Below are 19,112 nucleotides of genomic sequence, written 5' to 3' on the forward strand. Positions count from 1 at the left end.
GATACCCCTCCGCTACTGGTCCAGAATAGTTTCGAAGCCGCCGAAAATCATGCGTTTACCGTCAAACGGCATTTGGTCGCCGAATGCCTTCATCCGCGGGTCGGTCATCATTTTCTGACTTGCGGCATCGCGGACCTCTTTTGACGGATATTCGATCCAACTGAACACCACCACCTCGTCGGCTTCGGCCTTAACCGCGCCGCGAAAATCGGTGACTTTTCCATCGGGAACATCATTGCCCCAGCATTCGACGATCCGCGTAGCACCGAACTCTTTAAACAACGGTGCCGTCGCGGCGGCCAGTTTTTTGTACGCCTCCTTATTGGCGGCCGGCACCGCCACAACAAAACCTTCTACATATTTCATCGGAGTGTCCTCTTGTCGGTTCGACAGTCGGGTTGGCGCCGGCGGAGCTGCCTGCGCCCTCTTCCATTTTAGACCCCATTAGCGGGGTCAACCATTAAGCACAGCGACGGGTTTCAAAGCTCGGAGTCAATACGTTGCAGCAGTTCTGGCGTAGCGACCCGGTTGCGACCGCTATTTTTGGCTTTGTAGACCGCCAGATCGGCGATTTTCAGCAGGTTGTCCAGATTTTGCCCGGCTCCGCCGATGCAGGTAACCATGCCGATACTGACGGTGATCTGCAGCGGTGTACCGGCTGGCATGGTGATAGATTCGATTTCAACCCGGCGCCGCAGGCGTTCGGCCAACAACAGCGCATCCTGTAGCTGTGCGATCGGTGAAACGATCGCAAACTCTTCCCCGCCCATGCGGCCAAACAGGTCGTTATCACGCAGATCGGCAGTAATGGTACGGGTAAAAGACAGTAATGCCGTATCGCCGCCAGCATGACCAAAACGGTCATTGATCGATTTAAAGTAGTCGATATCCAGCATCATGATACAGATCCGCTCGCCCTTTTGGCTCACCAGCCTGGTACCGCGCTGCATAAAGGCGCTGCGAGTCAATACGTGGGTTAATGCATCATGGTTCGCCACGTGCTCAAGTTTGCGCAGCAGTGCATTGCGGGCAAAGTTCATGCTGGCAACGGCTATCGGACCCAGTGCCAATAGCGCCACACCAAGACGCATCGACACCGTATTTTGCAGCATTTTCATATCGAGGTTAGTGGTGATCAGGCCCAGATCGATCGCCAAATGGCACCATATCACATAGGCCAGCACGGTGATCATGGTGGTGAACAGGGAGAAAGACATCGCCAACCACAGCAAGATTGGCATCGGGAAGATCACCGCGCCAGGGCCACCAATCAGGATGCTACAGATGCAGGCCAACAGCAGCAGGATTAACACCGCCATTTTTCTGCAGGTGTTATACCACTGGCTACGCAGGGTGATCGCCTGGACGATACTGCGCAGATAGCTTTTCCCGTCTGTCGGGAAGGCCAGAATAAACGGCATCAGCGTGATGTAATTAGTGAATTCTGACGACAGCCACAACGCCAATGAGGGTAAGTACTGGCGATCAAACAGCAGCACCGAAGCCCCAGCCCCGAGGAGCCCCGTGACGGTGGCGCTCGTCAGGCAGATGGCAAACAGAAAAATGCTGGATGAGGTGCGCTCCAGAGTTCTTACCTGCGGCGATAAACGCATAAACAGATAAAACCCGACCGCCACGCCGGCGATATTGGCACCATTGAGCAATATGGCTTTGCCGGGCGTGCTGCCGGTGATCAAATCCGCCGCCAAATAGCCCAGCATCGCCATCACCCACCCCACACGGCTGGCAAGCACCGGATAACGCACCAATATCGCCAGCAATACCGCATTGGTTGGCCAGAATGCCGACAACAGGCCAGTCGGGCGGCTTTCAATGCCAAAGATGCAGGTGGCAAACACCAGCAGAAAGACGATCAGCGCAGGCTGTAATTTTGTGGCGACAGGTAACTCAGTGGTGTGCATCTTGCTTCCAGGGGCTTACGAAGAATACGGATAAAATCCTGCCTGCATGACGGTGGCCATGAGCCTGCCGGTCATGTCTGACCACGGGTGTAAATTGAGCAGCCAGCCTGACATTATTGCTACTTTTCTCAGACCTGGCATCCGTTAATTGATAATTTTAAAATATGATTATGTATCAATCTGTAGCCTCAGACTTTGGGATGATTTACAGTCGGTGCTGCTCTGGTGAGCGGGATTCGGCGGGATTATCTGCAAGCAAATTAAAAACACCCTGGAGGGTTCACAGGGTGTCAAGAGGTCAACTGTCATGCCTGAGTGAACCAGCAGGAAAGACAGTTACAAGCGTTGTCTGCGGCGTGCCGCTATTTCAGTTTCAGCATCTTCCCGAGCAGAATATCGGTTGATTCGAGCATGTCAGTATCGATGCCGGCGGAAGGCGTGAAGGTCAATTCGCCAAAAATGGGTTTGCCGTTGTCGATATAAAAATCAACGCGGACAAATTCAAAGGGCTCAGACAATTTTTTGGCGTACTCAAACAGCGCGTCATAACCTTCGGGTTTCACAAAGGCCTCGATCTCTTGCTGGCTGAGCGCCAGACAATCCTGGCTGTAGCAAAGAAATTTAAAGTCTTTATCAAAAAAGTAATATTTCGGCATCCCGGTTTCTCTACCGACACAAAGTAATGTGCAGTAAGGGACACCATGGAAGCAGTATATTTTATAGTCATCAGGGCCATGACCACCCGGTGAGGCTATAAACTTCTCGCCTATTATTTTTTTAGTGATCTTCTTGTAGTTTAACTCTGCATAGACCTTCCAATAGTCTTCTTTCATCCAGCTTTCAATGGTTTTAGAGGCTTGTACGGTATCCAGTGACTTTTTATCCTGGCAAATCAGGTTGTAACCAGAACCGTGGTTGCCCTTAATCACAAACTTGTCAGGTAACGACTCCCACGGGATCTCATGAGCTGAATCGCAGGCGAAGTAAAGCTCATTGAGTATTTCCTCACAGCCTTTCGCCTTCAAATACTCCCTGACGGCATATTTGTCTGCACATTGCGTCACCAGTGCATTGTTACTGTAATCGTTAAGTTTGAGATAATTTATCTTCTCGTTCCAGGTCATCGGCGGGTTTAGATTTAATTTTTTTCCGAATGCTTTTTGGTAGATAAATTTGGTCTTGAAGGTCGGCGCGAATGTAGCCAACTGATTCATGATAAATTTGTTAATGTGTTTTCTCATACAACCTGTCTTATCATTTGATAAAAGTATTAAAACGGCTCCTGGCAGGAACCCAAGAAGGTTAAAGCGATTGGCTGTTATTGCTCACTGCGCCATTGAATCATCGCCGGGGCCGTACTCAGATCAAATTGGCTATTACCTAAAACCCGGTTGAGGATGCGGGCCGATCGCCAGGCCATCAGGCTGAGTTGAGGGTCAGCAATACCGTGGTGGTGCATGCTGGCGTTGACGGCAAACAAAGCATTCTCATGGACCCCTTCCCGTTCAAGGGTAAAATCCGAGGCAATGCGATATTGTCCATCCGCGTCGGTTAACACTCGGTCAGCCAGGGATTCAAGAAATGCCGGGCGGGCTTGCTCATAACCGGTAGCAAAGATCACCACGTCGGCATCAAGAGTCTCACGCCCTTGATCAAGATGATGCAGTGTCTCTAGCTGATATGAATTGTCTTTGGCATTAAGGGCCGTAACGGAACGGCTGGGCAGCAGTCGTACCCATCTTTTATCCCGAAGGACATCGAAGCGGTGATACATGGCGCGATAAATGGCCAAAAGCGACTCGCTGGTGATCCCATCCGAGGTCATTTTTTGTTCGCGCAGCATCTGCTGTTTGGCCGTGTTGCCAAGCGTGTAGAAGTCCTCGACATAATCGGGGGTGAAATACTCGTTGGCAAATGCAGCTTCATCAAGGGCGTTGTAGTTGTTACGCCGGGAGATCCAACTCAGCTGTTCCGGCTGGCCCCATTCCCCCTGGAAAACATTAAGGAACAGATCGGCCCCGCTTTGACCGCCGCCCACAATGGCCACACGTTTTCCGCTAAGGTTTGGCTGGCGAAACATCATTTCGCTGGCGTGAAAGCATCGATCGTTTTGTTCGGTCACACAGTCAGGCAGTTTGACTTGCTTGCCAATCCCCACGCAGACATGTTTGGCGCGAAACACCTCATTCTGGGTGGTGACAACAAACTGCCGCTGTTGGTCATCAAACTCCACGCGCTGAACGTCCTGGTTAAAAACCAGTGAATCCAGGCCCGTTGCCGCCCAGCCAAGATAATCGGCAAACTCTTCTCGTGACACGGTGCGTTGTTCTGTCGTCAGGAAGCGGTAGAATTTTTTTCTTTTCACCAGATAGTTGAGAAAACTATAAGGGTTGGTTGGCGAGACGGCCGTCACCAGATCTTTCAAAAAGTTGGTCTGCATACTGCAATCTGCCAGGATCATGCCTGGGTGCCAGGAAAAATGCGGTTTGCGCTCGAGGAATTTACAATTAAAACCTTCGATTTCGCTACCAAGTGCAGCAATACTGAGGTTGGACGGACCGATGCCAATACCGATAAAGTCCAAACACTGGTTCATTGTGTGTGCTCCTGAATGTATATACTTACAGATATGTATTCTGTGTTTTGGAAAGTGACGACCAAAATTTAAAAGATCAAAATGGCCCCAACATCCCGTCATTTTATTTTCACAAAATTCCGAACATATCTTGCCTTTGAAAACTCATTTTTATTTAAATGAAAACTTCGCGGAGCCATAAACAAGGAGCGCTTTGGAAGCGAACCTCCAGGAAATGAAAATCAATGGGCAACAGAGAAATGGGTAGCATATCCCTATGTTAATCTGCCTATTCCGCCCGACATCATCCTTGATTAGACACAGCCAAATCAGAGTAGCGCTAAAGCTGCAAGCTGGCATGTGAAAAAAAATAATATTAAAGGAATAGACCGATTTGTTAATATGAAATTAAAAGTGAAATCGTAAAAAATCATAAAATTTCACTTCGGTTTAGCTAGCGTTGTAGTCAGGGCACCACCAGAGAAATGCTTCCACCAAACCAAACTTAAAATAAAAATGTTAAATATCAATAAATTAAATTAAATACATGGTTACAGAGTAAAAATCAAACAGAAGTCTGTATGGTTTTTGTTCATTTATGCCATCGCATACGCCAGTGTGTGAGATTTTAAATCCAGGGCGGGATTTTTCAGATATTTTTCTTATCGCAGTGCCTGTGTGGGGAATTTTCACCCTCACTCCCCAGCATTAAAACGGGGCAAGTCGTCTATTTAATGATTCGTAAGGGAAGTCATTAATGGGGAAAGCTGGAGAATTAAAATAACTTTCCCACTAAATTAATTTAGGGTGGATATTAATCCATTCCGATATAAATCCCTACTGATAGATCTGCGCCTCATAAGGGCGAAGTGTTTGTCGCTCACCTTCTTGGGGATAATTACTCAGTAACAACGCTCTTTTTTCCAACGATAAATCCTGAGCGTCAATTTGCTGAGTTTCAGCGCTCAGGTTGCACAGTACCAATACTTGTCGCTCATCCTGGCTACGGGAATAGGCGTAAATATGCGGATGTGCTGCCAGTTGTAATTGGTAACGCCCGTAAACCCACAGCGGATCCTGCTGGCGCAGATGGATTAACGCCCGGTAAAAATTCAGTACCGAGTCGGGTTCTTCACGCTGGCGCGCCACGTTAATTTGCTGATAATTGGCATTCACCGCAAACCACGGCTTGGCAAGACTAAAACCGGCGTTGGGGCTGTCGTCCCACTGCATCGGCGTGCGTGAGTTATCGCGGCCGCTGCGACTGAGGAACGCCAGGGTCTGCGCTTCCTCCATACCCTGCTCCTGCAGTTTGGCGAAGCGGTTTCTGGCAGCGATATCGTTAAAATCGGCCAGACAGTTGAAGCGGGTGTTGGTCATCCCCAGTTCCTGCCCCTGGTAGATAAACGGCGTTCCCTGCATCAGGAAATACATCGCCGCGATGGCGGTGGCACTTTCGCGCCAGTACCGCTTGTCGTCACCCCATTTCGATACCACACGCGGAATATCGTGGTTTTCAACATACAGCGCGTTCCAGCCTTTTCCCTCCAGCAAGGTCTGCCAGCGGGTAAAGATGTTTTTCAGGCCCAGAACGTCGACCCCGGCGTCTGGCGACTGCTGATGGCTGGTTTCCCACAGTTTGACATGTTCAAACTGGAAGATCATATTCAGGCGGCCATGCTGTTCGCCCACCCAGTCTTCACCCTGCTCTGCCGAGGCTCCGTTCATTTCCCCCACCGTCATGATGTCATAACGGTTAAACACCTGTTCGCACAGGTCATCGACGTAATCCAGCAGCCCTTCGTAGTTAAGGTGTCGTTCGAACGACGGCACGTAGCGCAGCCCCTGCGGGTTGGGCATGTCGGTCAGGCCCGGCTGTTTTTTCATATGGCAGATGGCGTCGATGCGAAAACCGTCAATGCCCTTATCCAGCCACCAGCGCATCATGTCGTACAGCGCCGCCCGCACCTGCGGGTTTTCCCAGTTCAGATCAGGCTGGCGCTCAGAGAACAGGTGCAAAAAGTATTGCTCACTGCCGGCGTCATATTTCCAGGCCGAACCGTTAAAAATGCTTTCCCAGTTGTTGGGCTCTGCGCCGTTTTTGCCCTCGCGCCAGATATACCAGTCGCGCTTGGCGCTGGATTGAGATGACCGGGATTCAATAAACCACGGGTGCTCGTCCGAGGTGTGATTAACCACCAGATCCAGTATCAGCCGCATACCGCGGGCATGCACCTCGGCCAACAGGCGATCAAAGTCCGCCATGGTGCCGAATTCCGTCATAATGGCCTGATAATCACTGATATCGTAGCCATTGTCGTCATTCGGCGAGCGGTACATCGGACAGATCCAAAGCACGTCAATGCCCAGCCACTGCAAATAATCCAGCCGGGCAGTGATACCGTTCAAATCGCCAATCCCATCGCCGTTAGAATCCATAAAGCTGCGCGGATAGATCTGATAAACCACCGCCTGTTTCCACCAACGCACCGTTTCTCCACCGCCCATGTCCCTGCTCCCTTAAATTGATTAATGCGCCTGATCCGACGCCAGAATACGCTGGAATGCCCGGCCCTGACGGTCAAACAGGTAACAGCATTCGACCGGCAGGCGCACGCCCACCCTATCCCCGGCCTTGATGGTCGAACGTTCGGGATTGCGCAGTACCCAGGGTTCACCGGCATTACCGTTATCCAGGTAGAGATAGGTTTCATTGCCCATGTGCTCCACGAACATCACTTCGCCCTGAAACTCACACTGTGCCTGTTCACCCCCGCGAATATGCTCCGGGCGAATGCCGACGTTAACGCTTTGGCCTTCCGCCGCCGTCGGCGTGGCGATCGGCAGCACCAGCGCCTTGCCGTTGTCCAGCTCTACCACGCTTTGACGCTCACCGGCGCGCCGCAAAATTGCCGGGATCAGGTTCATTTTGGGTGAGCCGATAAACTGAGCGACAAACTCATTGGCCGGCTGGTCATACAACTCCAGCGGTGTGCCTACCTGTTCAACATGCCCCTGGTTCAACACCACAATGCGGTCGGCCAGCGTCATGGCTTCAACCTGATCGTGGGTCACATATATAATGGTCGCCCCCAGTCGCTTATGCAGCGACGCCACCTCCATGCGCATCTGCACCCGCAGCGATGCATCAAGGTTGGACAAGGGCTCATCGAACAAAAACAGCTTCGGCTCGCGCACGATGGCGCGACCAATCGCCACCCGTTGCCGCTGCCCGCCGGAAAGGTCCTTCGGCCGTCGTTCCAGTAACGGCTCAAGCTGCAAAATGCGCGCACTTTCACGTACCCGGCTGTCGATCTCCGCCGCCGAATGCCCCGCCAACTCCAGCGCAAACGCCATATTTTTGTACACGCTCATGTGCGGATAAAGTGCGTAAGACTGGAACACCATGCCGATGCCGCGTTCGGCCGGCGTATCGTCATTGACGTAGTTGCCATCGATATACATGCCGCCGCTGCTGATCTCCTCCAGCCCGGCGATCATCCGCAACAGAGTAGATTTGCCGCAGCCGGAGGGGCCGACAATCACCACAAACTCTCCGCTGTTGATCTGCAGATCCAGCGATTTAATAACCTCTGCGTTAGCGCCATAGCGTTTTTGCAGTTTTTCCAGCGTTAGTTGCGCCATATTCCTCCCGTTCGCACCACAGTGGGCAATTAGCGGGACGCCGTTCCGCGCCCCGCCATCCGGCTTATTTCAGGTAGTCGAGCCACGGGCCCTGGCGTGAAATCATCACGTCCACCAGTTCGGGGATCGCCCGGCATTTGTCGTTAACCGAATCCACCAGCAACGCCTGGATCACCAGATCGCGCGAGCCTTCAATCACCGCGTCAGCCGTCAGGTCATGGATGGCGATCTGATTGCTCAGCAAGCCACCGATACCGGCGGGCATATTGACCTTGATGCCGTGCACGCCCTTGCTATCGATAATTGCCGGCACTTCAACCGCAATAAACGCCGGCAGCTGTTTGATAAAGCCCTGGTTCGGGATATTGACCGCCGACTCTTCATAACCGGAATCGGTCAGGATCCCTTCCATGATCGGCACCACGCGCTCCTTCAGCTTGAGTTCGATTTTTGGCTGCACATGGCCCAGGTAATTGCGATAGAAGGTGTAAAAATCGAGGATGCCGCGGTGGTCGCTGACCTCGCTGGCCCAGCGGATGTACTCACCAAAATGGCTGTCGCCGGTGATCGGCAAGTGGTGGAATTTCTCCAGAATCTCTTTGAACAGCGTGCGGTCAGCCCAGGGATAAGCGCTGTCTTTACCGCCCAGCGCATCGCGCTCGGTGCTGCCCTCGGTCTGTACCAGTTTGCCGTGGGTGCGGGTGTAAGCCAGAATGTCGCTGTAGCCCGGCAGGCGGGAGAAGTAATCCGGTGCCTTGGCACGCACGTCGGCATAAGCATCTTTACCGCTGTCTTTATAGCTGGCTTCCAGCAACACGCTAAAGTGATTAAGCCCGGCGGCCCGCAGGGTGAGATTGTCGAACGATGTACCCAGCATTTCCGGCAGATAGCGTTCCAGTGAGGCGATTTCGTGGCACATGCCGACAAAGTTGAGCTGCGGGAAACGACGATGCACGGTGGTGCAAATGCGGCTCATCGGGTTGGAATAGTTAAATATCCAGGCGTTCGGGCAAATATCGGCGACGTCGGCGCAGATGTCGAGGATCGGTGGAATAATCCGCAGTGAATGGAACAGGCCGCCGGGGCCACCGTTTTCGCCATACACCTGTTGAATGCCATACTGCTGCGGGATTTGCCAGTCGAGATCCCACAGCGCGAAACGGTCACCCACTTCGATGGAGATAATCACAAATGCCGCCCCGTTCAGTGCCGTTTTGCGATCGGTGGTGGCGCTGACGGTAAACGGCAGATCTTCCGCTGCCAAAAAGTCCCGGGCCGTTTTCTCGGTCACCGCCAGGGCGGCAGGATTGATGTCATGCAGCACAATTTCACTGCCGTACAACGTCTTGCTCTGGAAGATATCCCCCAGCGTGCCGTAGCCGAATTGCGCGCTGCCTGCACCCACTAAAACGATTTTTGTAGCCATTGGTTTGCTCCTGCTTTGGGTTAATCGAAAATCAGCCTTTTACTGCGCCGTTGGTTAATCCGCTGACGATGCGGCGCTGGAAAATCAGCACCAGTGCGATGATCGGCAGTGTGACGATGACCGAGGCCGCCATGATGGTGCCCCAGGGAAGTTCGTACTGAGAGGCGCCCTGCAGCATGCCGATCGCCACCGGCACGGTGCGTTTGCCACTGGAGATAACAAAGGTCAGGGCGAACATGAATTCATTCCAGGCACCGATAAAGGCCAGCAGCCCGGTGGTCACCAGCGACGGCCCCATAATGGGAGCAAAGATGCGGGTGATGATGGTCCAGGTACCGGCGCCGTCGACGATCGCCGCCTCTTCCAGCTCCGCCGGGATCGCCTTCATAAAGGTGGTCAGCACCCAGACGGTAAACGGCAGTGAGAACGTGGTATAGGACAGCACCAGCGCGCCCAGCGAGTCATACAGCCCCATAAAACGTACCAGTTCGAACATGCCGGACAACACCGCCACCTGCGGGAACATCGATACACAAAGGATGGTGAACAGCAGGTATTTACGGCCGCGAAAGCGGATGCGCGCCAGGGCGAAGGCGGCAGTAATCGACACCAGCAGGCAGATACCTACCGTCAGCGTCGCCACCACGATGGAATTCAGCAGGCTGCGGGCAATGCCGTTATCCATCAGCGCGGTCAGGTAATTGCCCCAGTGCAGGTTGCCCGGTAAATAGGCGACCTGGAACAGATCCTGCCCGGAACGTAACGAGGTGATCAGCGCGTAATAGAATGGAAACAGGCAGATCACGCTGGCCAATGCGGCACTGGCAAAGATCAGCGTCTTATGGCCGTATTTTTGTTGTTGGCGGCTCAGTTTCATGCTCGTTTCTCCTTGTCATTCAGGCGGCCCAGCGTGAGGAAGCAGGCGGCAATGCCCGCCACCATCATAAACACCAGCACCGAAGCGGCAGAGCCGGCACCCATTTCCTGATAACTGACCATGCGATCGCGGGCATAGCCGGATACCGATACCGTGGCCTCGCTGTTGGAGGTCAGCACGTAGATCAGATCAAACACCCGCAGCGCATCCATCACCCGGAAAATCAGCGCGACAATCATCGCCGGCATAATCAGTGGCAGGGTAATGCGGCGGAAGCGCTGCCAGGCGTTGGCCCCATCGACCCGGGCGGCCTCATACAGATCGCCGGGGATCAGTTGCAGCGCGGCCAGCAGCATCAAGGCCATAAACGGCGTGGTTTTCCAGACGTCGGCAATTACCACCGCCCACATCGACAGCCCCGGCTCCGCCACCCAGGCCAACGGCGTGGCGATGATGCCGGTCTTGAGCAACAGGTCATTCACCACCCCGTACTGGTCGTGGAACATCCAGCCCCACATCTTGGCGGAAACAATGGTCGGAATGGCCCAGGGCACCAGAATGGCGGTGCGTACCAACCCCTGACCGCGGAACTTCTGATTCATCAACAGCGCCAGCAGCATGCCGAACACCAGCTCCAGCGACACTGACAGCAGGCTAAAGCGCAGCGTATTGCCCACTGCCAGCCACCACAGCGGATCTGCCAGCACGCCGTAATGGTGGCCGCCATCGGTCAGGTCCAGGTAATTGGCAAAACCGACAAAGCGGTAATCGTCCGGTGCGTCCAGCATGGCATCGGTAAAGCTGTAAAACAGGGTGCGCAGCAACGGCCAGCCCGCCACCGCCGCCAGCAACAGCATCGCCGGGGCCACCAGCAACCAGGCGATACGGCTGCGACGCTGCTGGTGATTAAGCTTGCTGCGTCTGGCCGGCCGTGCCTGCGCGGAAGCGGGCGTGACCGTCAGGGATAAAGCCTCAGTATTGCGTTTCATGCATCAGACTCCGGCGGTTAATGGATGATTGCCCTGCTTTCAACGCCATCCTCTGGCTTTGATCCGCTCCAGTCGCTGCTGTAAATCCGCCACCGCCGTGACACCGTCACTATCACCGCGTAATACGTTAAAGGTGGCGTTGTAGATCGCTCTGGAGACCTGCGCATACTGGCGTTTGGTTTGGGTGGCCGGGCGTGGCATCGCCTGGGCGAAAATGCCCTTGAAGTCCGCCAGATAAGGCGCCTGCGCCAATACCTGTGGATCGTCGTATAACGCGGTGCGTGAAGGTGCCTGGCCCATCAGTGCCAGCGCCCGTTTTTGTGATTCGGCGTCGCTGACGATTTTCAGCAGCGCGATTGCTGCCTGCGGGTGCCTGGTGTAACCGTTGATCGCCCACTGCCAGCCGCCCAGCGCACTGACCGAGTGCCCGTCGGCCCCTTTCGGCAACGGCATCACGCCCACCTTGCCGCGGATCGCACTGCTGCTGTCCTGTGCCAGGACGTAGGCGTATGGCCAGTTGCGCATAAACATCGCATCGCCGTTCTGGAATAGCGCCCGCGACTCTTCTTCCATGTAACCCAGCGTGCCCTTCGGGGTGATTTTGCCGATCCAGCCGGCGGCCATATCCAGCGCCTGTGCCGCCTGGGGATTATTGATGGTGATATTGCCCTGGGCGTCGATAAAACTGCCGCCGTTCTGCGAAGCCACCCACTCCAGGGCGTTGCAGGTCAACCCCTCATAGGATTTGCCCTGGAACACCAGTCCCCAAAAGTTTTTATGCCCGGCGGCACGTTCGCCCTGCTGAATGCGGGTGGCGATACGGGTCAGATCGGCCCAGGTTACCGGGGGTTGCTCAGCGTATTTTTCCAGCAGATCCTTACGGTAGTAGAGCGCGCCGCTGTCCAGGTAAGCCGGTACCGCTTTCACACGGCCGTTTACCACGTTGTTTTGCCAGGCGGCGGGGAAGAAATCCTGTTTGATGTCGGCCACGCTGTCGGTCAGATCCAACAGGTGTTTGTTCAGCACGCCAATCCATACGGTATCTGCCTGAAACAGATCGATGGCGCTGGCGTCTTTGGCGGCAAACAGTTGCTGGAACAACGACAGCTTTTCATCAGAGGCCGGGGGAAGATCGATAAACTCCAGGGTATAGCCGGTCTGAGCCTCAAAACGCTGTTTAATCTCATTGCAGTATTGGCGCCCTTCTTTGCTGGGCGCGCACTGCATGCGCAGCGTCTCGGCCACAACCTGACCGGACATCAGCGCCAGGGCGACGGCAACCATACTCGGTATCAATCTTCTCATTGCATCCTCTCTGGTGGCGGCTGGAAATACCGGCATGAGAGCAAGCTATCGAAGGCGGGTCATTGGCGGAAATCGTTTTTCGCCGCTACGATATAGAAACTTTCTATACCACCAGTGGAAAATATGATCGTGGACAAAATTCTGCGGCAGTTTATCGAAGTAGCGATGTTCAAAAATGTGAGTCATGCAGCAAACAAGCTTTGCCTGAGCCAGCCGACGCTGACCCACAACATGAAGAAGCTGGAGGAGAATCTGGGGGTGCAGCTGCTGGAGCGCACCTCCACCGGGGTGAAAACCACCGAGTACGGCGATTTACTGCTGGAACAGGCGCAGATGATGCAGCGAATTTATGACAATACGCTGATCAAACTGGCGTTTATCAAGGCGCGTCAGGAGCAGAGTCTGCGCATGGGCACCGGCCATGCCTGGTGGTACATGTTTGTGCGTGACAGCTTCAATGCCTACCGCCAACTCCACCCGATGGTGAATATCCATATCGATCTGGGTAACCACCTGCGCCTGATGGATCTGTTATTGGGTGGGGATATCGATTTGTTTATCGGCCACGAAATTCAGGGGTTGAACCCCAAGGCAGGCATCAGTTTTCTGCCGCTGTTCGGTACCCGCGACACCATGTTCGTGCGGCGCGGACACCCACTGCTGGGCCAACCGGTGGGGCCGGATGCGCTGCTGGACTACTCTTGCGTTGAGCTGACGCCGGATGAAAGCCGCTATCATCATATGGTGGAGGATATGCAGCCGAAAAAGCTGGCACGCAACCGCCTGCACCTGGCGGAACGGGTGATTTGTTCGACCAATTCGATGATGTCGGCGGTGGATATGATCAACGATTCCGATGCGGTGCTGCTGGCCTATCCTTCTTGTATGGCCGGGTATTTTGTCGAATACGGCATTGAGCCGCTGCAGTTGACGCAGCCAGGCCAACGCTGCACCGTCGGTATTTACCTGATGCGCGAAAAGGCAGATGCGCCCCACGTGGTGCAGATGCAAAGCTTAATGCAGCAACACCTGGAACAGATCCGCCCGCTGCTGTAGCTACTTCTCACCACTCAGCGCGATCAGCGCCTGATACAAGGGTTTGGCATTCCCCGGCCCGACCACCAACTGATACTCGGTGGTCGACTGGGGCGTTTCCACCTCCAGCAAGGCTTTAACGCCCGGCAGGTTATCGATGCTCTGCCGATCCAGTCGCCCGCCGTCGTGCAGTTCCGCCCTGATCCGGCTGGCGCAGTAGCGCAGTTTGACCAAATTTTCTTCACCGCCGAACGCGGCCAGCAGTGATGCCGCCAATTGATGTGTTTCCATGATGCCCCCTGAATGAGATTGCCCTATGCAACAGCAGCATAGAGCCGGCGGGCGGTTGAAGTGAAATTGGTTTCATCCACTCGGATATAGACGCCATCTATAACGCATCATTGGGCGGTGGGAGTGCCTTTCAGGGCATATACTTAATGGAATGATGAGTTCGGAGGTAAGTGAAATGAAAGCGATGATCCCCCTGTTTTTGCTGCTGATGCTTTCCGGCTGTATGGGCCGGGGCGGCCCGCAGGATGTACCGCCACCGCCGGTGCATAATGATCCACAGACCTGTAATAACTCTTCCGCCAGTGCCAACAGCGACTGCTCGCAGTCCGTGGTACCGGCGATGCACTGAGTTTACTCCTACGTCCGGTCCCTCAGGACCCGGCCGTAGAAGTCAGCAGATTACGAGGATTGCTCTTCGTCGTTGATCAGGTTTTTCGCCTGCTGTTTCATAAACACCACTTCCTGTGGGCTGGACATATTGACCCGCTCAGCCCGCAGCAGTTTGAGAATATTGAACAGCAGCTCACTTTTGGTGGCGCCAACCATACGCGGGCTGGCTACATAGCCGGTCACGCTGAGGATAATGCCTTCCGGGCCGAGCTGGCTAAAGCGAACATAAGGCGCCGGGGTATCCTGGATGGCTTCATACTCCTGGTAGGCACTCAGCAGAATATTGCGCACCTGCTCCGGGTCGATATCTGTCGGGAAGGTCAGCGCGATAGTCACCACACCCTGGGCATTACCCATGGTGGCGTTACGCACGTTTTGCGAGATGAGCTGCGAGTTGGGTACGATCATCGTCGAACGGTCGCTGAGCTGGATCTCGGTGGCGCGCACGTTAATGCGACGCACATCCCCTTCCACGCCACCGATCCCGATCATATCGCCCACTTTTACCGGCCGTTCGGTCAGCAGGATCAGTCCGGAAATAAAGTTCTTCACGATTTCCTGCAGACCAAAACCGATACCGACCGACAACGCACTGACGATCCACGCCAAATTGTTCCACTGGATGCCCAACGCCGCCAGGGTGATCAGGATCAGCAGCACATAACCCACATTACTGAACAGCGTAACCAGCGATGCGCGAATACCAATGTCTGAAATGGTTTTCGGCAGCAGTTCCTGGCTAAGCCAGCGCTGAGTAACCCGCAGAATATAGATGCCAATCACCAGGCAAATCACCGAGTTGATCAGGTTGCCCGGCACGATATTCAATCGCTGCAACCCTTCACCGCTCAGGATGGCGATGATCTTGTCCAGCAAGGAATTGGGCGTGGTGGTGCCGAACGAGCCGTTAAACAGCGAGACAATCATCAATAACAGCAGCGAACACTTGGCAATGGCGGTGAAGATAATCGCCATCTGCTCCAGATGACGATCCTTAAAGTTAAACGACTTTTTCAGCGTTTTGCCGCTGGCGGTCTGCGGCGAAAAGATCGCCCCGCACAGGTCGGTAGCGAACATCAGCAGGAAATAGAATGCCATCAACACCAGGGCAATCCAGATCACCTGATAGGTCAGGAATCGGGCGAAGGCGATATACCCCACCAGCAGTGAGAACAGGATAACCACTGAACACACCAGGGTGCTCATGTGCAACAAACCACTGATGGTGGAGCGTTTCTCTACGTGTTCGCCCTGCTGTTCCAACTGGCGACGGATGCGCTGGGAACGCAGCGGCATCGCCAACAGCACCATACCGATTAATCCGGCAACCAAACCATTGCCGAAAATAGTGGTGGCCAGGCTGGTACTCACCACGTTGTTAACCAGTTCTATCGAGCCAAATGCCAAGGTTAGCCCCGCCAACAGCGGCGAAAAATAGCGCAAACCGGCGGCAACGGCATCATCCATCGAGCCCAGACGCCATGACGGGCGGTTGAGGGACAACGTCGCGCGGCCCAGCCCGGCGATCAACGCACAGAAAATCCCCAGTCGATTAAAGCCCTCGGCGAAATCCTCCAGCATCCCCGGCAAAGGCTGCGCACGGGTAAAAGTAAGATACAGCAGATTCAGCGCAATACTGGTGGTGATCACCGTAACGCTGACGGTGACCATGGCCATAAAGCTGCGGCGTAAACGCCCGTCCGGCAGAAAGCGGATGCTCACCCAGGCCAGAAAGCGTTCGGAGAAATAGCGCCCCCATAACCAGATAACCACCGCCAACACCAGCAGACTCAGGGTGCCGTAGCGCCACTCTTCCTGCCAACTGGCATCCCAGGCCTGTTTCATCGCAGTATTGAACTCATTCAATCGCTGCACGTCACTGTCCGCAGGTTGCACTACCGGTGACCAAAACTTGCCACCCAGTACGCTGCCGGTGTTCAACGCCAATTGGGTTTTGAACGCCACACGGCGCAAGTCGCTGATTTGCTGGCCCAGGTCGATCGCGCTGGCTTTCATGGCCTGCGCGCGTTTTACCGCATCGTCCAGCTGCTTTTTGCTGTTATTCAAGGCATTACGCTGCTGTACCACGGCGGCGGTTTCAGCCATCGAACCGGCCACCGGCTGTGGGCCCAGGACGTCCAACTGCCCCTGCAGTTTTTCCTGCGCCGGTTGCAGATCGGTCGCCAGTTTGTCCAGCCCAGCGGCCAGATCGTCGTTAGCCAACTTCAGCTTGCTGAGCTGGTTATCATTGTCAGCTTTGGAGACCTGCTGCTTGATGCTGTCCAACTGTTTTTGGTAGTTCTTCAGCGCGGTGGCAGTATCCGGCGTACTTTCGGCAACCGGGGCATCATCCTGCGCAGCGACGCTGGTGAGCGGCGCTAACTGCAAGCCAAACAGCAGGAACAGGAAAAGAATAATCTGGCGGGGCTTTAACATAAATTCGGTGCTCAGCGTTTGCATGATAGACAGACGAAACAGGCGGGTCGGTATTTACCGACCCGCCTGGCTAATCATAAACTGTGATTATGATAACTGCTTAATCTGCGCTTAAATATCAGTATTACTCCCATTCAGCACGATTATTTACACCATCGCATTTCTCTGCGTGACACCAACAGATTTTTCCGTTTACCACACTGATAACTAAAGTCATTCACAGTGGCGTAACCGACCAAAGCGCCCTATACTCAGCTCACTCATTAACCAACGTTATAAAAGGAGGATTACTATGTCGATGTGTGAATTATTTTTTTACTCACACTTCTATAGTAATCACGGCTGCTCAAGCATTACCGGTATCGTGCTGCGATAACCCAGGCTTGAGCGAAGTTTACTAAAATCTGAAGTCCCTTCCCTCCGGCTTACCGGGTTGTCGTCAGCGATGTTTGACGATAGGCATCTGCATGCCTGTAACTCTTGAGTAAGCAATGAGCACATTACTTTCTGCACAATCTGTCGGTTACGACAACAATTTCGGCCCTCTGCTGGTTGAGGTTTCTTTTAGCCTGAAGAAAGGCGACCGCATTGGTTTAATCGGCCACAACGGCTGTGGCAAAAGCACCCTGCTTAAAATTCTCAGCGGCGATCTGCCTGCCGGCAGCGGCAGCGTGACCCCGGCTCATCAGTGTTTGATGGCGCGGGTAGAACAACACCTGCCCGAAACCCTGCACGGCTGTACCCTGCTGGAGGCGGTACTGGCCCGGCTGCCAGAAAATCAACGCGTCAGTGAAAGCTGGCAAGGCGAAGTGCTGCTGGCCCGTCTGGGTTTCGCGCCAGCGTCATGGACGCTGACCGCCGGTACCCTGAGCGGTGGCCAGCACACCCGCCTGCTGCTGGCGCGCGCGTTAATCCGTCAACCCGACCTGCTGCTGCTGGATGAGCCCAGCAACCATCTGGACTTGCCCACGCTGTTGTGGCTGGAGCGGTTCTTGCAAAACTGGTCCGGCAGCTTTGTGCTGGTCTCCCACGATCGTTACCTGTTGGATCAGGTGACTAACTGCACCTGGATCCTGCGTGACAAAACCCTGCAGTTCTTCCGTTTGCCCTGTACTGCGGCGCGTCAGGCGCTGGAGGAACAGGATGCCGCAGATGCCCATCGCCGTCAGGCGGAGCAGAAAGAGATCGATCGGGTGGCAAAAAGCGCCCAGCGGCTGGCCATCTGGGGCAAGGTTTACGATAACGAAGATCTGGCCCGCAAGGCCAAGCAAATGGAAAAGCGCGTTGATCGGCTGAAGGAGGAGCAAACCACGCTCAGCGCGGGCAGCCAGTGGCGCCTCAGGCTGAAGGGGGAAGCCGTGGATGCCGATCGTCTATTGGCTCTGCCAGCACTGGCAGTGCGCCCGGCGGTCGATGCACCGGTGCTGTTCCGTCTCGATCCATTGCGGGTCAAAAGCGGAGACCGCATCGCCATCGTCGGGCGTAACGGCTGCGGTAAATCATCACTGCTGCAGCATCTGTGGCGGGAATACCAGGACGCGTCCCTGCGGGAAACGGTTTTCCATCCGCGGGTACGCATTGGGTATTACGATCAAAGTCTGCAACAGTTGCATGATGACGACACGCTGAGCGAAGCATTAACCCACTTCGCTGCGCTGACCGAAGACCAGCGGAAAATGGCATTGATTGGCGCCGGTTTCCCTTATCTGCGTCATCAACAACGCATCAGTACCCTGAGCGGCGGCGAGCGTTCACGCCTGCTGTTTGTTGGCCTGACGCTGGCTAACCATTCGCTGCTGTTACTCGACGAACCGACCAACCATCTGGATATGGAAGGCAAGGAAGAGTTGGCGGAGACGCTGCGCCAGTTTGAAGGTGCAGTGATACTGGTTACTCATGACCGGATGCTGATCGAAAATAGCTGCAACCGTTTCTGGTTGATTGACCATCAGCAGCTGGAAGAGTGGCAGGATCTGGAGCCGGTCTATACCCGACTGGCAGAAGAGCGTGATGCTGCGCCAGTAACCGCAGCGAGCCGGGATGCCGTCAGTCATCCGTTGGCGCAGGATGACGAAGAGCGGCTGCTGGCCGCGCTGTTTGAGCTGGAAAGCAAACTGCAGGAGGATCTGGCACGCAAACCCAAGCATCAAAAAACCCAGTTGCAACAGCAATGGCGCGAAGAGATTGCCACCCTCAGCGGCCGGTTGAATCTGGACTAACC

15 protein-coding genes are annotated in these 19,112 nt (G+C 54.5%); 3 read left to right on the forward strand and 12 right to left on the reverse strand.

Translation table 11 applies throughout. From position 1 onward, the window contains the following. Positions 1 to 12 precede the first annotated feature (12 nt). The 10 genes from NHG65_RS13380 to NHG65_RS13425 form a co-directional block, all read right to left on the reverse strand. Positions 13 to 366, reverse strand: a complete 354-nt coding sequence (locus tag NHG65_RS13380) for a DUF1428 domain-containing protein (protein WP_099062996.1) — start codon at positions 364 to 366, stop codon at positions 13 to 15. A 113-nt stretch (positions 367 to 479) separates the two neighbouring features. Then, positions 480 to 1,922 carry a GGDEF domain-containing protein gene (locus NHG65_RS13385; RefSeq protein WP_499182295.1) on the reverse strand — a complete coding sequence of 481 codons (1,443 nt, stop codon included), beginning with the start codon at positions 1,920 to 1,922 and terminating at the stop codon, positions 480 to 482. A 362-nt stretch (positions 1,923 to 2,284) separates the two neighbouring features. Continuing rightward, the gene (locus NHG65_RS13390; protein WP_207976692.1) at positions 2,285 to 3,163 is read right to left on the reverse strand and encodes an ATP-grasp fold amidoligase family protein; all 879 of its coding nucleotides are present in this window, start codon (positions 3,161 to 3,163) and stop codon (positions 2,285 to 2,287) included. 77 nt (positions 3,164 to 3,240) lie between these two features. Then, positions 3,241 to 4,518 (reverse strand): lysine N(6)-hydroxylase/L-ornithine N(5)-oxygenase family protein, encoded by a 1,278-nt coding sequence (locus tag NHG65_RS13395; RefSeq protein ID WP_207976690.1) that lies wholly within the window; start codon positions 4,516 to 4,518, stop codon positions 3,241 to 3,243. Between the two features lie 816 nt (positions 4,519 to 5,334). Further along, the gene (locus NHG65_RS13400) at positions 5,335 to 7,005 is read right to left on the reverse strand and encodes a glycoside hydrolase family 13 protein (RefSeq protein ID WP_499182296.1); all 1,671 of its coding nucleotides are present in this window, start codon (positions 7,003 to 7,005) and stop codon (positions 5,335 to 5,337) included. Between the two features lie 21 nt (positions 7,006 to 7,026). After that, positions 7,027 to 8,142 (reverse strand): ABC transporter ATP-binding protein, encoded by a 1,116-nt coding sequence (locus NHG65_RS13405; protein ID WP_499182297.1) that lies wholly within the window; start codon positions 8,140 to 8,142, stop codon positions 7,027 to 7,029. A gap of 64 nt (positions 8,143 to 8,206) precedes the next feature. Next, positions 8,207 to 9,568 (reverse strand): family 4 glycosyl hydrolase, encoded by a 1,362-nt coding sequence (locus NHG65_RS13410; RefSeq protein ID WP_099062991.1) that lies wholly within the window; start codon positions 9,566 to 9,568, stop codon positions 8,207 to 8,209. A gap of 31 nt (positions 9,569 to 9,599) precedes the next feature. Next, positions 9,600 to 10,445 carry a carbohydrate ABC transporter permease gene (locus NHG65_RS13415; protein WP_176979357.1) on the reverse strand — a complete coding sequence of 282 codons (846 nt, stop codon included), beginning with the start codon at positions 10,443 to 10,445 and terminating at the stop codon, positions 9,600 to 9,602. Next, positions 10,442 to 11,434: a carbohydrate ABC transporter permease gene (locus NHG65_RS13420; protein ID WP_499182298.1), complete on the reverse strand. Its 993-nt coding sequence runs from the start codon at positions 11,432 to 11,434 to the stop codon at positions 10,442 to 10,444. The genes NHG65_RS13415 and NHG65_RS13420 overlap by 4 nt, the downstream gene beginning before the upstream one ends. Positions 11,435 to 11,473: 39 nt before the next feature. Beyond that, the gene (locus tag NHG65_RS13425) at positions 11,474 to 12,739 is read right to left on the reverse strand and encodes an ABC transporter substrate-binding protein (protein ID WP_099062989.1); all 1,266 of its coding nucleotides are present in this window, start codon (positions 12,737 to 12,739) and stop codon (positions 11,474 to 11,476) included. 123 nt (positions 12,740 to 12,862) lie between these two features. Between NHG65_RS13425 and NHG65_RS13430 the strand changes: the two genes are divergently transcribed. Continuing rightward, positions 12,863 to 13,795 (forward strand): LysR family transcriptional regulator, encoded by a 933-nt coding sequence (locus NHG65_RS13430; protein ID WP_499182299.1) that lies wholly within the window; start codon positions 12,863 to 12,865, stop codon positions 13,793 to 13,795. On the opposite strand, the gene NHG65_RS13435 is transcribed toward NHG65_RS13430, so the two are convergent. Continuing rightward, complete coding sequence (locus NHG65_RS13435; protein ID WP_413501868.1) at positions 13,796 to 14,065, reverse strand: PTS sugar transporter subunit IIB; 270 nt, start codon at positions 14,063 to 14,065, stop codon at positions 13,796 to 13,798. A 175-nt stretch (positions 14,066 to 14,240) separates the two neighbouring features. Here NHG65_RS13435 and NHG65_RS13440 point away from each other — a divergent pair, with 175 nt between their 5' ends. Then, complete coding sequence (locus NHG65_RS13440; RefSeq protein ID WP_165366349.1) at positions 14,241 to 14,414, forward strand: hypothetical protein; 174 nt, start codon at positions 14,241 to 14,243, stop codon at positions 14,412 to 14,414. 50 nt (positions 14,415 to 14,464) lie between these two features. Here the strand turns inward: NHG65_RS13440 and NHG65_RS13445 are convergent, their stop codons facing one another. Then, positions 14,465 to 16,891, reverse strand: coding sequence for a DUF3772 domain-containing protein (locus NHG65_RS13445; RefSeq protein ID WP_499182300.1), 2,427 nt, complete (start codon positions 16,889 to 16,891; stop codon positions 14,465 to 14,467). A gap of 491 nt (positions 16,892 to 17,382) precedes the next feature. On the opposite strand from NHG65_RS13445, the gene NHG65_RS13450 reads away from it, so the two are divergent. After that, entirely contained in the window at positions 17,383 to 19,110 is a 1,728-nt protein-coding gene (locus NHG65_RS13450; protein ID WP_207976678.1) for an ABC-F family ATP-binding cassette domain-containing protein, read from the forward strand. The last annotated feature ends 2 nt before the right edge of the window (positions 19,111 to 19,112 follow it).

This window comes from Serratia myotis (assembly GCF_027474885.1).
In the GTDB taxonomy this organism is placed as follows: domain Bacteria; phylum Pseudomonadota; class Gammaproteobacteria; order Enterobacterales; family Enterobacteriaceae; genus Serratia; species Serratia proteamaculans.

Bases quoted from the DNA above. Each gene is read 5' to 3' on its own strand.
- NHG65_RS13390 (WP_207976692.1), bottom strand. From the start codon at position 3,163: ATGAGAAAACACATTAACAAATTTATCATGAATCAGTTGGCTACATTC.
- NHG65_RS13450 (WP_207976678.1), top strand. From the start codon at position 17,383: ATGAGCACATTACTTTCTGCACAATCTGTCGGTTACGACAACAATTTC.
- NHG65_RS13420 (WP_499182298.1), bottom strand. From the start codon at position 11,434: ATGAAACGCAATACTGAGGCTTTATCCCTGACGGTCACGCCCGCTTCC.
- NHG65_RS13440 (WP_165366349.1), top strand. From the start codon at position 14,241: ATGAAAGCGATGATCCCCCTGTTTTTGCTGCTGATGCTTTCCGGCTGT.
- NHG65_RS13400 (WP_499182296.1), bottom strand. From the start codon at position 7,005: ATGGGCGGTGGAGAAACGGTGCGTTGGTGGAAACAGGCGGTGGTTTAT.
- NHG65_RS13445 (WP_499182300.1), bottom strand. From the start codon at position 16,891: ATGTTAAAGCCCCGCCAGATTATTCTTTTCCTGTTCCTGCTGTTTGGC.
- NHG65_RS13415 (WP_176979357.1), bottom strand. From the start codon at position 10,445: ATGAAACTGAGCCGCCAACAACAAAAATACGGCCATAAGACGCTGATC.
- NHG65_RS13410 (WP_099062991.1), bottom strand. From the start codon at position 9,568: ATGGCTACAAAAATCGTTTTAGTGGGTGCAGGCAGCGCGCAATTCGGC.
- NHG65_RS13430 (WP_499182299.1), top strand. From the start codon at position 12,863: ATGATCGTGGACAAAATTCTGCGGCAGTTTATCGAAGTAGCGATGTTC.
- NHG65_RS13395 (WP_207976690.1), bottom strand. From the start codon at position 4,518: ATGAACCAGTGTTTGGACTTTATCGGTATTGGCATCGGTCCGTCCAAC.
- NHG65_RS13385 (WP_499182295.1), bottom strand. From the start codon at position 1,922: ATGCACACCACTGAGTTACCTGTCGCCACAAAATTACAGCCTGCGCTG.
- NHG65_RS13405 (WP_499182297.1), bottom strand. From the start codon at position 8,142: ATGGCGCAACTAACGCTGGAAAAACTGCAAAAACGCTATGGCGCTAAC.
- NHG65_RS13380 (WP_099062996.1), bottom strand. From the start codon at position 366: ATGAAATATGTAGAAGGTTTTGTTGTGGCGGTGCCGGCCGCCAATAAG.
- NHG65_RS13425 (WP_099062989.1), bottom strand. From the start codon at position 12,739: ATGAGAAGATTGATACCGAGTATGGTTGCCGTCGCCCTGGCGCTGATG.
- NHG65_RS13435 (WP_413501868.1), bottom strand. From the start codon at position 14,065: ATGGAAACACATCAATTGGCGGCATCACTGCTGGCCGCGTTCGGCGGT.